Consider the following 12,326-nt stretch of genomic DNA (forward strand, 5'->3'; position numbering starts at 1 on the left):
TTCTCTTATTTTACAGGCAAAACCTTTTTTACAGCTTTCCAAGAAGCGGGTTTGCGAACAAGAGAATAAGTGCAATAACCAAACTGTACAGACCTGTTGTCTCTGCTACTGCCTGTCCTAAAAGCATTGTAGACGTGATGTCTGATCTTGCTCCCGGGTTACGTCCTACTGCAGATGCACCATGACCTGCCGCAATACCCTGTCCTACACCAGGACCAATACCTGCGATCATCGCAAGTCCTGCGCCGATTGCTGAACACGCTAAAACTAAAGCTTCATTTGAAATATTACCCATAATAATTTTCCTCCTTAATCACTGCAAACCTGATACTGTCTGAACTTAGATCCCAGTTTGCTTTTTACTCCGCTGACGGCATCTTGTCATTGATATATACCATCGTCAGCATGCAAAATACATATGCCTGAATTGCTCCCGAGAACACATCGAAATAGATGTGTAGAAATCCCGGCCATGCCCATGCGATCTTATACAGAAGACCATAGATAAGTCCCATGATTACAGTACCGGACAGCACATTTCCAAACAGACGAAGTGAGATGGAAAATGGTGCTGCGATCTCCCCGATCAGATTGATTGGGAACAAGAACGGCAATGGTTTGAACAGGCCTGTAAATGCCTCAATTTTGTTGTATTTGATGTTATTGAACTGAATCAGCACAAATGTGATAAGTCCAAGTGGAAGTGTTACACCATAATCTGCAGTTGGTGGCCGAAGCCCCAAAAGTCCCGAAAGGTTTGCCACAATCAAAAACAAAAACAAAGACCCGATATAATTCCGGAACGCCAGTCCGTTTTTCCCCATGCTTCCTTTTACCATATTGTCAAGCATCTCAACGATAAGCTCGGCAATATTCTGCAGGGTTCCGGGTTTGCCTTCGGCATCGCTCAGCTTAGCTCGGACAACCAACGCAAAAATCAGCAGTAATAACGCTACGATCAATATGCTGACATGTGTAGTGGTGAGCCATAACTCCTGCCCAAATAACTGGAATTTAACGAGACCGTGAATTTGAAAATCCGGCTCCTTAGCTGCCAGCATTCCTAAGCTGTTCCCCACGCGCTCTACCTCCTTTACTTAGATTTTTTGAATTTAGCGAAAAGCTTATGCATAATTGGCTGCAAATATGCTGCAAGCTTTAAACTCATAATTCCTGCAAACAGTGTAAGTACATTCACAATCCGAAGCCAGCTGACGGCTATAAATACTACAACTACAACCAGATATCTTATCGCGTAAGATTTCTGCATGTATCTCTGTGCTTCCTGTTCTCCATAAAGTACCGCCTCATCCAACGAGTTTTTCATATGGATTACCATGAAAACACCTGCAGCCACCCCGATCCAAAGCCCTGCTGTCATTCTCAGATGATCCCCTGGGATAATCAGACATACAATCTGTGCGATTATTCCATACAGAAGCATAGTGATGATCATATCCTTCAGTACGGTATTGTCTGTATTACTCATGTCGTTTCATTCCTCCCTGCTCAATTTTTGTTTTTGTCTTCCGGATCTTCATTCGCATGTCTCGCAAGTACCCATGCATTGCGCAGGCCTGCCAATACACCCACTATCACCAAAGGGATAAAAACTGGAAAAGAAACCTTCTTTTCCAGCCATGTACCAAAAAAAGTGCATAGCAAAATGGGAACCAGTATACTGATGCCTAACTGACTGATGAGTGCAAAGGTTTTATATACGCTTTGTTTATATTTCATGATACTTATCTCCATTCTCTATATCACTTTCCATTTATTATATCCTTTTTTATGAAATATGTCCACTGGTTTACACACGATTGTATTTTTTCTTATACAATTTCCAAATATTGTCATCACTTTTACCAATAAATGCCATTAAATGCGTTGATTATTTAAAATATATTATATAGTCATTTTTTTCACAATAGTAAAAGTGCTGCAAAGCGTTTTTAGCCTTGCAGCACTTTTTTATTCATCCCATTCCAGTCTATGAAGATGTCCTTCTGTATTCATTCCGGCAAACCCATTCTGCCGGAGCGCTTCATATAACACGATCGCAACCGAATTTCCAAGATTCAGTGAACGGATATCTCCGATCATCGGAATCCGGATGCTGTCTTCCTTGTGGTGACAGAGGATTTCTTCCGGAATCCCTGCGCTTTCTTTTCCGAACATGATATAACAGTCCGGTTCATATTTAACATCCGTATAAAGATTCGGTGATTTTGTAGTTGCCATATAAATCTTCGCTCCCGGATTTTTTTCCATAAAATCCCGGTAATCAATATAAGTCGTCACATCCAGATGTTCCCAGTAATCCATCCCTGCCCGTTTCAGGTTCTTTTCATTTAACCGGAAACCAAGTGGCTCGATCAGATGAAGTCTGGTATTCGTCGCCACACAGGTCCTTCCGATATTTCCAGTATTTGCCGGGATTTCCGGTTCAAAAAGTACAATATTAAGCATTTACATTCTCCTTCATTTCGTAAATTCGTGCCAGTTCGTCCGGTGCCGGTCTGTCGAGAAATCTTTTTTCTCCCCCACTCCAGATGATTCTCTCGTTTCCTTCTGTTGTGTGTCCGATGATCTCTGCCGGAATACCTTCCCTTTTCAGTCTTTCCTTTAGCTCTTCACCCTTCGGTGTCACCATAAGAACCGCTCCTGTACTGGTAAGCTGGTAAGGATTCAGATGAAATACTTCACAGACTTCAATCGTTTCCTGACGTACCGTCATTTTCTTCATCTCTACCGAAAGACCAATTCCTGCACCTTCTGCCATATCCCAAAGTGCTGCAAGAATCCCTCCTTCTCCGATCGGATGCATTGCTGACACCCCGTTCCGGCCGGCAATCTCCATTGCCCTGTCACTGAAAATTTCATCTCTCATATCTTCCAACTTATTTAAGAATCCTAGCGCAAACCGCTCTGCCAGAGCCGCCCCTTCTTCCCGTATGATCCGTAAGGTTCCTTCCATACCAATCCATTTAACCAGGACAATCTCTTCACCTGCTTTTGCCGATCTGCTTGCAAGCAGCTGTTCTTTTTTTGCCTCACCGTGTGCTGTTACATGAACAATACTCGTCTGGATCCCATTTACACTTTGCGCATCTGCAAAGAAAACCCTGAGACCTTTTTCTTTACATATCTCCGAAATCTCCACCATCATCGCTTTCAATCTGGACTCATAGGCAAACGTCGGGAGCATGATCCGGACACTGATTCCATATGCCCGCGCTCCTCTGGAAGCCAGCTGATCCACTGCCTGCGCTATGGCAAATACTCCAAGATCTTTTTCATTTCCGGCTAATGAAACATCCGTTGCGATTGTGATCCGCTCTTCACTTTCATCTGCTATATAACAGGTTTCCTCCTGTGACGGTCTTAAAAAATCTATACCTTCTATATTATTCTGTATCTGTTTTAAAACCGAACGCCGATAGACGGTCTGTGACACTCTTCCTGCTTTCATACTTTTATCCTCTTTCTGTTCTGCCATTCTTTCCAACAGCCGCCTGCTTTTTATTACTTAAGTGCAGATGCCTTGCTGATCGCCGCATTAATCTTCTCCTGATCCTGGGTTGCAATTGCTTCCTCCACCAGCTTAGTTGCCTCTGCATTATCTGATTTTGTCCCGACTTTCACGGTAACATCAGAAGTCTGATAGGTGCTGTTATTGATTACTTCCCGGCTGACCTCTTCTCCGTTTTCATAGGTAACTTTCCAGAGCCGTGCCGTGCTTCCATCCATTCCGGCTCCCTCTGTTTCCTGTGAGCCGACCGCACTTTCCGTATCTTCTACATACTTTTTCGTATACTCTGTTGTCTCCAGAGTCTCACTTTCAAATTCCACGGAATGTCCTGCAGCTCTGGTATCTTTTCCGTAAATATAAAAACCAAGCTGGTTATTGCCATCAATATATCCTTCGATCAGGATCGGTGTATCGTAATTATTGACAAATTTAAAATCACTGATTCCTTCCGCTATCATTGCATCCCTTGATGGTTCTACATAGCTGACACTCATGGAATGCGGTGCACGCCGGGTGACCTCCAGTTCCGCATAAAGAACCGCATTATAAAGCGTCGTAGATACCTGACACAGGCCACCTCCGATACTCTCTACAATCTGTCCGTTCTCATAGGCACTTCCTGCCACATAGCCATTCTCTTCTGTGTAAGGAAGTGTGGCCTGTTCCACTGAAAATTCTTCTCCCGGCATAACAACAGTTCCGTTGATCAGCTCCGTTGCTCGCCTGATGTTCTGCACGCGGTCCCCCCATCCGGCGTTTGTCGTATAAGAGCCAAGCTCATCCTGCAGGGATTCCAGATCTGCCTTTTTGATTGTCGGCTCTTCCGTATCCAGCTTTAACTCTACTTCTGCGTCCTCGTAATTCCATTTTTTGTTCATGAAATTCTTAATCTTCTTCACAGATTTATCTACATCAACCGTATAACCTTCTGCTTCATCTGTCAGATCGAATCCGCTTCCGTTATAGGATGCCGATGCATTGACCGCTTTCTGTTCCAGCGGAACCGCACGTTCCTGGATCAGCTCTCTGAGTTTTGCTTCATCAACTTTAAATCTTTCATCTATGACATATTTCTTCTTATCTAAATTATGTATCTTCTGATAGCGGCTCCAGATGCTTCCATTTTTTCCGTATCCGACCGCCTTTTCTGCAAGCTTATCAATATTTTCTACTTCCGCTCCCATTTCCTCGATTGACACATCTGCGCCCTGATCTTTTACCTTCAGTACAAGTCGCTTGTTCCGATAATCTCCAAGTGTATTGTTTACCGCTTTCACTGCTTCTTCCTTGGTCATTCTGGATACATCTGTCTTCCCTATAAAAACATTTTTGCAGACATGCTCCTCATCCACCTTGCTCACATACCGCCATAATGTGAACTGAATCACGGAGAAAATAATCACGATGGCTGCAATAACCGTAATCCCCACATGCAGATTTCTCTGCCGGACACGCTTTTGTGCCTTTTCACTTAACTCTCTCTTTTTCTTTCGTGCCGCCATCAAAAAAATCCTCCTGATTTTATATGATATATGGAATAATTGATGTTGCTACCATTGCAACAATAACAACAAGAATAATCACTGCCGCTATCTTCCGTGTCTGTTTTGGATTAAACACTTTTTTTCACCTCAAATCACACATTTGTTTTCATTCTATACTCTTTCATTTCTTTTTTCAAGATATCCATTACTACTGTCAGCTGTTACTGTTTGCATAATTCCCGGATTTCTTCTGTAACACAAAATACCTTTGCCTGATGATCCAGTGGGTTCCGGTTCTGGTAGTCAAACAGAAGCACACATTCTTCCTCTTTCACATCCCCCAGAACATCATAAGAAAACCTCTCAATGTGCGTCATTTTTCTAAGCTGCCGCTTCTCCATATTTTCATAATTTTCCAGATAACGCCTCTCTTCATCCTCACGGTCATAGAACAGGCGGAACTCTTCTTTGGAAATCCGCTCATCGCCTGCAAATAACGGACGGCTCTTTGCATTCTCCCTCAGATAAAAGTCCAGTGTCAGAAGCTGCTTATACGCCTCACATCTTTCTGCATCATAAAATCTTGCAAAATCATACAGGATCTCATATCTTGCCGTGCGTGCATGACTTAAAGTATCCAGCCCATTTTCTTCATAATACTCTGCCAGCTGTTCAAAAAGCGTAAATGGTCTTTTAAAGTGTCGGATCAGATAAGGAAGCGTGTAACAGAACTGCCTGCTGTTATAGTAGGTCTCCACCATTTCCTCGATCCCTTTCAGGCGCAGGGTATCCTCATATGGAAGCCACTTTGTATACAAAACTTCATACGGTGGCATTCCTTTATAAACCAGTCCGTAATCGTCTTTCTTCTCTTCCATATAAGAACCCTTCAGCACTTTCAGAAAACCAAGCTGCAGCTGCTCCGGTTCCAGTGCATAAACATCATCAAAGGATTTTCCAAAGCTTTCATAATCTTCATACGGCAATCCTGCGATCAGATCCAGGTGCTGATGTACATTACCATAAGAATTGATTCTCCTTACCACTTCTGCAACCTGTTCAAATTTCATTGTCCGGTGAATCTCACGTATCGTATCCAGGTTGGTAGACTGCACACCGATTTCCAGCTGGATCAGCCCTGGCCGCATGGTTTTTATCAATTCCATTTCTTCTTCATTCAAAAGATCTGCCGCAACCTCAAAATGGAAATTGGTAATGCCGTTATCATGCTCTTTGATATAACGCCAGACTGTCATGGCGTGATCATGTTTGCAGTTAAATGTACGGTCTACAAATTTAACCTGAGGTACTTTATGATCGATAAAAAATTGCAGTTCTTTTTTTACCAGTTCCAGATCACGGAACCGCAGACACTTATCTATAGAAGAAAGACAATAACTGCACGAAAATGGACATCCACGGCTTGTCTCATAATAAATAATCTTATGTTCAAAAAGCCCCATATTCTCATATACAAACGGAACCTTACTCAGATCCATGGTCTTGCGCCATTCATTTTCCACAATCTGTCCGGTCTGTTCACGGTAAACGATTCCTTTCATATTCTGAAGTCCGTCCGCCGTCTTGTTCTGATAAAAGTGTAAAAGATCGCAGAAAGTCTGCTCCCCTTCTCCTTTCATGACGCCATCCACTTCTGGCAGACGCTCCAGCACCTTTACTCCATCATAAGATACCTCCGGTCCGCCTATCCAGATGATGATCTGCGGCATCACTTTCTTGATCTCCCTGCAGATCTCTTCAACATAAGTAAGATTCCAGATATAGCAGGACAGACAGAGCATGTCCGGCTTCCTTTTGTAGATATCCCGCAGAATCTCATCGAGCTGCTGATTGATCGTATATTCTCCAATACTGATCTCATCTGATGTATCACCATACTTTTCCGCATATGCTTTCAGACAGTAGACTGCCAGATTGGAATGTATATATTTCGCATTGACTGCACCTAAAAGTACTTTCATATCGTTTCCTTTCCGTTTCCAAAAAGTTTTATCTTTAGTATCATACTCCATTTTCAGATTGGCGTAAACCAAAATGATAAAATAAAATCTCCTCAGATACATTGACATTTTTACAAAAACACGGTAAAATAATGTTCTGTGCAGCCGGGGTGCTAGCGGTACCCTGTACCTACAATCCGCTATAGTGGGGGTGATGCTGTGCCGAGGGCTTTACTTGTCAAAGCTGCCTCTGGTTTGTGGCGTTGAGATTTGGGTCTTACGCGGCGGGACTCTGTGAACCGTGTCAGGTCGGGAACGAAGCAGCACTAAGCAGAACCTCTCGGGTGCCGTAAGGTAGCCTGGGTTGAGTTTACAGCCAGAGTAACGTTTGGTAGGCTTTAGTTCGACGCACAGCGCACAGAAAAAAGAAATTACAAAAGCTACGGATTTTGCTTCCGTAGCTTTTTTCATGCAAAAAAGCCTGCCTTTGACAGGTTCTTCGATTAAGGATTTTCTTCCGGCATATTTGCTGATTCCTGTTCTTTCTTTTTCATCTTCTGCTTCTTGCGCAGTTCCTTGAAAAAGCTCTTCATCATCTGTGAGCATTCTTCTTCCAGAACTCCTGTCGTAAGCTCTGCCTGATGATTAAACGCTTCCACCTGTAGAAGATTCAGGATGGAACCGGCGCATCCGGCTTTCGGATTCATACATCCAACAACCACTCGTGGAATCCTTGCCTGTACAATGGCTCCGGAACACATCTGACATGGTTCCAGCGTTACATATAAGGTGCATTCTTCCAGCCGCCAGTCACCCATTACCTTACTTGCCTTTTTGATTGCAGAAATTTCTGCATGTGCAAGGGGATTCTTATCCGTTGTCCGCCTGTTGTATCCTCGTCCGATAATTTTCCCCTGATATACGATCACACAACCAATCGGTACTTCCTCAATCTTCCATGCTTTTTTCGCCTGACGGATCGCTTCCTTCATGTATTTTTCGTCTTCGGTCAATATCTGCCGCATCTTCCTTCTCCTTTACTTCTTTTCGAATCACTGCCCCTACCGGTCTGCACCAGTAACCGAAATGTTCCTCATCTTCAATCTCATATTCTTCCAGATCCAGTTCACCATCAGATGGCTTCATGAACTGACTGAATCCAAATGCTCCTGCCGCCCGCTGCTCGCCTGAAAAATAAAGTCCCGGAACCCCAATCCAGCATTTCCCTTCTTTTTCAAATGATACCAGATGATGGTAATTATAATATCCATGGAGCAGAAAATGATTATTCGCAAGCTTCCATTCCTTTCGCGGAAGTCCGGCAAGCTCCTGACGGGTGATCTTATAGATGATATCCTTTGTGGTTTTTGGTGGTAAATCTGAATTTGCGTTCTGAGAGTTTCTTTCTTCCGGCACATTTGGGTTGCTTTTCAATTTCCTAACTGCATCTGTGTTTTTAGATTGTTCTGAGGTCTCCTGTTCTTCTATATTCTCAGATTTTCTCTGGCTTGTTTTCTCCTCAAGTATTTTCTCATTTCCTGGCTTCTCGTATTTTTCATTGCTTAGCACGTCTCCGCCATTTGCAATTTTTTTATTTTTCCCCGATTTGTTTAGCTTCCATTCTTCTTCCGTAATCATCCTGCTAACATCTACCGGTCTCGCCTCATCCCAGACTGCTCCATAATATCCTGCATCCGCTCCGTTTCCAGCCCGAAGGATCATTCCACCAATCCTGCCAAACTGTCCATCTCCTCCCACATCGTCTGTCGTATAGCTCAGCTTATAACCAAATGCTGCCTGCGCCCCTCTGATCTCTCCCATTAAAATCCCTATGCACTGTCCATCCTCTTCATAAAACAGATAAATTTCCAGTGTACGACCTCCCGCTACGGGAAATCCTCTCCCATAAATCTGGACCACGGTCGCCTCTTCCTGCTCAAGAACCTTTACAAAACCTGTATTTCTTGTCCTTTTTCCATTCTGATATTCATATAAATACCGGATAAAGCTTTTCATAATCTAGCACCTGCACCTTCCTTCTAACTGCCTGTTCTAAACTATTCTGACTTTCCGGTAAAAATTACCATTTTTAAAAAATCAGAGCGGAATCTTCCGCTCTGACAAATAACTCATTGATTAATCCAGATAAATCGGTGGTTCGTAGTCTTTTCCCATCGTAGCTTTCTTTCGCTCTTCCACCCCAAGGAACGCCCACTCTGTCATGTCTGTCCACTTGTGATCTTTTCGGTCATATACCTGTACATAACCGATTCTGTGTGGATGCATACGCACACTGTTTGTCCGATACTCATGTCCGGTATATGGGTTCACATCTCCATTTACCAGATCTTCATCAATATCCTCCCGACGCTTGATCGGCTGGAAATCCTGCGGCCATCCGGAAGATTTCTTTTCCTTTTTCGGAGTAATCAGCTTTGTAAGTTTTGAAAATGGTGATTTTTTCTCCTCATGAACATTTTCAGTTTCCGCATCTTCTACTGCAGGAGTTTCCTCTTCCTGATAGGTTTCCGGCTGATTCTCTTCATAATAAGCCGGCTGTTCCTGGTACGCTTCCTCCTGCGGTCCTGCCTCTTCCTGGTAAGCAGCTTCAGAAGTTTCCTCCGGAATCTCCTCACCCCCGGCTTCTTCAACCGCTTCCGCTTCTACTTCCTGTTCGGGCTCCTGCAATTCTTCTTCAATCTGTTCTGCGTCTTCTGCAGATACTTCCACATCATCTTCTGCCGGTTCTGTATACGGCTCTGTTTCTTCTTCAGTCAGAATATCCTCTTCCAAAGTATCTGAATCCGCAACGCTTTCTGTCTCCCTGGCAGTCTGTTCTTCTGCATCAAGATCCAGTTCCATCTGTACAGCTTCTTCCTTCGGTTCTGCTGTGGTCTCTTCAAGTATATCTACAATCTCTCCAACTGTAATATCACGTTCTACATTCTTTTTTGCTTCTTCTCTTGCTGCCTTTCTTTCTTTTTTCGCAGTAAGCTTCTCAAGCTCTCTTCCCGTCGGCATCTCTTCTTCATCCAAAGCTTCCTTTTCCGAATCCGCATTACCCAGAATGCTGAGCTGGAACGGGCATCCAAGAATGTCTGCGATCATACGCATATCCTGCTCCTGAAAATTATCTCTGCCAAGCCGCTGTGTCAGATTCTGACGGGACATCTTTTTCCCGGTTCTTGCTTCGATTTCTTCTGCAAGCTCTTTAATCGTCATATCTTTTCTGCTTAAAACAATTTTTACCTGCTCTCCGAATGTGAGACTAATCATGTATTTTTCCTCCTTTTCTCCCCGTATAAATATATCTTCTTTTTAAATACAGACTTATTGCTTTGTTAACTTAAAACTTTCTTGATAAAGGAATCTTTTTCACTTATCTTTTATTCTAGCAAATGACATTTTATCCGTCAACACCTAATAAATGCACGAATTTTTTGTATTTTTTAAAAAATAATTTGACAAATCAAAATCAGTCACTATAATAAAGCGTATCAAGAACGACGGCGTTCCCTATTATCCGGGGAACGCCTTTTTTGTTCTTTTTTTAAATCGAGAAGGAGGGAATCAGTTATGAAAAAACTAGAAATCATTATCCAGCCGGAAAAACTGGAAGCCCTGAAAGCAATCCTGGATGCTTCCAATGTCAGCGGTATTATGATCAGTAACATTATGGGATATGGTAATCAGAAAGGACACAAACAATTTTATCGCGGTGCTGAATACAGCGTAAATCTTCTTCCTAAGATCAAAGTAGAAACTGTTGTTGAACCGGAAGTTGCAGAACCTCTGATCCGGAAAATTGTCGAAGAAATCAAAACCGGTGCGTACGGCGATGGTAAAATTTTTGTTTACGAAGTACAGGATGCTGTAAGAATCCGTACCGGCGAACGTGGCTCTGCTGCTCTTTAGCTAAAAATATATGTGAATTAGAATAGTGTTGAATATCGTTATCAAAGAGGATAACTACAAATGAACTGCCTGTAGATCATTCATTGTAGCTATCCTTTTTATTTGAAATGGAGGATGTTAAATATGGGATTATCTGATTTAATTGCGGGCGGAATGGATGCAACCGCCGCCACTGAACTACTGCTTAATGTTGTCTGGACAATTGTCGGTGCAACTCTTGTTTACTTTATGCAGGCTGGATTTGCAATGTGTGAAGCCGGATTTACCAGAGCAAAAAATACTGGAAATATACTGATGAAAAAAATGATGGACTTTGTACTTGGAAGTTTGTTCTTTTTCATCTTCGGATTTGCGATCATGCACGGAACCGACTGGAATGGTATCATCGGTATAAAAGGGTTCTTCAATCCTACAACACTTGCCAATGCCGACGGACTTTTCAACGGACTGCCAATCGGAGTCTTCCTTATTTTCCATACAGTATTCTGCGCCACATCCGCTACTATCGTATCCGGTTCTATGGCAGAACGTACAAAATTCCTTGCTTACTTATTATATAGTGCAGCAATCAGTATTTTTATTTACCCGGTAACCGGCCACTGGATCTGGGGCGGTGGATGGCTCGCTCAGATGGGATTCCACGATTTTGCAGGTTCCACAGCAGTCCATATGGTCGGCGGTATCTGTGCACTTGTTGGTGCCAAAATCCTCGGACCTCGTATTGGAAAATATGATAAAGAAGGGAATGCCCGTGCGATTCCCGGACACAACCTTTCCATTGCAGCTCTTGGCGTATTTATTCTCTGGTTCTGCTGGTTCGGTTTCAACTGCGGCTCTACCACAGCAGCTTCCACAAACCTCGGTGATATCGCAATGACAACCAATCTTGCCGCTGCTTCCGCAACACTTGCAACCCTTGTTGTAACCTGGATCCGCTATGGAAAACCAGATGTATCCATGACATTCAACGGTTCCCTCGCCGGACTCGTAGCAATCACCGCCGGATGCGACACCGTCAGCAACTACTCTGCAATCATCATCGGACTGATCGCTGGTATCCTCGTCGTATTCTCCATAGAATTCTTCGACAAAGTAGCCAAGATTGATGACCCGGTAGGTGCGATCAGTGTCCACGGCGTATGCGGTTTCACAGGCAGTATCCTCGTCGGAGTCTTCTCCCCGGAATACACCCTAAAAACCCAGGTGATCGGTGTCCTTTCAACCGTAGCCTACGTCCTCGTAATGGCAATCATCGTATTCACCATCATCGATAAAACCGTAGGTCTCCGCGTCACCAAAGGAGAAGAACTCGACGGTCTCGATATCCACGAACACGGCTGCTCAGCATATGCGGACTTTAACTTCCGTTTATAGCCGGGCGAAGTAAAATAAAAAGATACAGCCACTGGAATGCTCGCATTTCAGTGGCTGTAT

At 43.4% G+C, this 12,326-nt stretch carries 13 protein-coding genes and 1 other RNA gene; 3 read left to right on the forward strand and 11 right to left on the reverse strand.

Annotated elements, in window-relative coordinates; genetic code table 11:
- Positions 1-28: 28 nt before the first annotated feature.
- The 8 genes from atpE to PG840_RS04985 all read right to left on the reverse strand — a co-directional run bounded on the left by atpE (position 29) and on the right by PG840_RS04985 (position 6,998).
- Positions 29-295 (reverse strand): ATP synthase F0 subunit C, encoded by a 267-nt coding sequence (atpE, locus tag PG840_RS04950; protein ID WP_117557506.1) that lies wholly within the window; start codon positions 293-295, stop codon positions 29-31.
- Positions 296-359: 64 nt separating this feature from the next.
- Positions 360-1,079: a F0F1 ATP synthase subunit A gene (gene atpB, locus PG840_RS04955; RefSeq protein ID WP_022220233.1), complete on the reverse strand. Its 720-nt coding sequence runs from the start codon at positions 1,077-1,079 to the stop codon at positions 360-362.
- A gap of 14 nt (positions 1,080-1,093) precedes the next feature.
- Positions 1,094-1,489: an ATP synthase subunit I gene (locus PG840_RS04960; RefSeq protein ID WP_270203711.1), complete on the reverse strand. Its 396-nt coding sequence runs from the start codon at positions 1,487-1,489 to the stop codon at positions 1,094-1,096.
- Between the two features lie 20 nt (positions 1,490-1,509).
- Positions 1,510-1,740 carry an AtpZ/AtpI family protein gene (locus PG840_RS04965; RefSeq protein WP_022220232.1) on the reverse strand — a complete coding sequence of 77 codons (231 nt, stop codon included), beginning with the start codon at positions 1,738-1,740 and terminating at the stop codon, positions 1,510-1,512.
- Positions 1,741-1,971: 231 nt separating this feature from the next.
- Positions 1,972-2,469, reverse strand: coding sequence for a tRNA (cytidine(34)-2'-O)-methyltransferase (locus PG840_RS04970; RefSeq protein ID WP_117557510.1), 498 nt, complete (start codon positions 2,467-2,469; stop codon positions 1,972-1,974).
- Positions 2,462-3,499, reverse strand: coding sequence for an AIR synthase-related protein (locus PG840_RS04975; protein WP_270613397.1), 1,038 nt, complete (start codon positions 3,497-3,499; stop codon positions 2,462-2,464). Before PG840_RS04975 ends, PG840_RS04970 begins: the two co-directional genes overlap by 8 nt.
- Before the next feature lie 26 nt (positions 3,500-3,525).
- A complete protein-coding gene (locus PG840_RS04980) occupies positions 3,526-5,034 on the reverse strand; it encodes a VanW family protein (protein ID WP_270613398.1) in 1,509 nt (502 codons plus the stop codon).
- Positions 5,035-5,237: 203 nt separating this feature from the next.
- Positions 5,238-6,998 carry a B12-binding domain-containing radical SAM protein gene (locus PG840_RS04985; protein WP_270613399.1) on the reverse strand — a complete coding sequence of 587 codons (1,761 nt, stop codon included), beginning with the start codon at positions 6,996-6,998 and terminating at the stop codon, positions 5,238-5,240.
- Between the two features lie 136 nt (positions 6,999-7,134).
- On the opposite strand from PG840_RS04985, the gene ffs reads away from it, so the two are divergent.
- An RNA gene (ffs, locus tag PG840_RS04990) (signal recognition particle sRNA large type) lies at positions 7,135-7,398 on the forward strand.
- 82 nt (positions 7,399-7,480) lie between these two features.
- Here the strand turns inward: ffs and tadA are convergent.
- From tadA to PG840_RS05005, 3 genes are all read right to left on the reverse strand, one after another.
- Positions 7,481-8,002: a tRNA adenosine(34) deaminase TadA gene (gene tadA, locus PG840_RS04995; RefSeq protein WP_172676465.1), complete on the reverse strand. Its 522-nt coding sequence runs from the start codon at positions 8,000-8,002 to the stop codon at positions 7,481-7,483.
- Positions 7,926-8,993 (reverse strand): hypothetical protein, encoded by a 1,068-nt coding sequence (locus PG840_RS05000; protein WP_270613400.1) that lies wholly within the window; start codon positions 8,991-8,993, stop codon positions 7,926-7,928. The genes tadA and PG840_RS05000 overlap by 77 nt, the downstream gene beginning before the upstream one ends.
- A gap of 120 nt (positions 8,994-9,113) precedes the next feature.
- Positions 9,114-10,253 (reverse strand): hypothetical protein, encoded by a 1,140-nt coding sequence (locus tag PG840_RS05005; RefSeq protein ID WP_270613401.1) that lies wholly within the window; start codon positions 10,251-10,253, stop codon positions 9,114-9,116.
- 300 nt (positions 10,254-10,553) lie between these two features.
- Here PG840_RS05005 and PG840_RS05010 point away from each other — a divergent pair, with 300 nt between their 5' ends.
- Positions 10,554-10,892 carry a P-II family nitrogen regulator gene (locus PG840_RS05010; protein WP_008370035.1) on the forward strand — a complete coding sequence of 113 codons (339 nt, stop codon included), beginning with the start codon at positions 10,554-10,556 and terminating at the stop codon, positions 10,890-10,892.
- A gap of 123 nt (positions 10,893-11,015) precedes the next feature.
- Complete coding sequence (locus tag PG840_RS05015; protein ID WP_270613402.1) at positions 11,016-12,266, forward strand: ammonium transporter; 1,251 nt, start codon at positions 11,016-11,018, stop codon at positions 12,264-12,266.
- Positions 12,267-12,326: the final 60 nt, after the last annotated feature.

Source organism: Coprococcus sp. AM97-35, from assembly GCF_027697525.1.
GTDB lineage: Bacteria > Bacillota > Clostridia > Lachnospirales > Lachnospiraceae > Allocoprococcus > Allocoprococcus comes.

Excerpts from the sequence above, each read along its gene's own strand:
- atpE (WP_117557506.1), bottom strand. The coding sequence starts at position 295 with ATGGGTAATATTTCAAATGAAGCTTTAGTTTTAGCGTGTTCAGCAATC.
- PG840_RS04960 (WP_270203711.1), bottom strand. The coding sequence starts at position 1,489 with ATGAGTAATACAGACAATACCGTACTGAAGGATATGATCATCACTATG.
- PG840_RS04965 (WP_022220232.1), bottom strand. The coding sequence starts at position 1,740 with ATGAAATATAAACAAAGCGTATATAAAACCTTTGCACTCATCAGTCAG.
- PG840_RS04970 (WP_117557510.1), bottom strand. The coding sequence starts at position 2,469 with ATGCTTAATATTGTACTTTTTGAACCGGAAATCCCGGCAAATACTGGA.
- PG840_RS04975 (WP_270613397.1), bottom strand. The coding sequence starts at position 3,499 with ATGGCAGAACAGAAAGAGGATAAAAGTATGAAAGCAGGAAGAGTGTCA.
- PG840_RS04980 (WP_270613398.1), bottom strand. The coding sequence starts at position 5,034 with ATGGCGGCACGAAAGAAAAAGAGAGAGTTAAGTGAAAAGGCACAAAAG.
- PG840_RS04985 (WP_270613399.1), bottom strand. The coding sequence starts at position 6,998 with ATGAAAGTACTTTTAGGTGCAGTCAATGCGAAATATATACATTCCAAT.
- tadA (WP_172676465.1), bottom strand. The coding sequence starts at position 8,002 with ATGCGGCAGATATTGACCGAAGACGAAAAATACATGAAGGAAGCGATC.
- PG840_RS05000 (WP_270613400.1), bottom strand. The coding sequence starts at position 8,993 with ATGAAAAGCTTTATCCGGTATTTATATGAATATCAGAATGGAAAAAGG.
- PG840_RS05005 (WP_270613401.1), bottom strand. The coding sequence starts at position 10,253 with ATGATTAGTCTCACATTCGGAGAGCAGGTAAAAATTGTTTTAAGCAGA.
- PG840_RS05010 (WP_008370035.1), top strand. The coding sequence starts at position 10,554 with ATGAAAAAACTAGAAATCATTATCCAGCCGGAAAAACTGGAAGCCCTG.
- PG840_RS05015 (WP_270613402.1), top strand. The coding sequence starts at position 11,016 with ATGGGATTATCTGATTTAATTGCGGGCGGAATGGATGCAACCGCCGCC.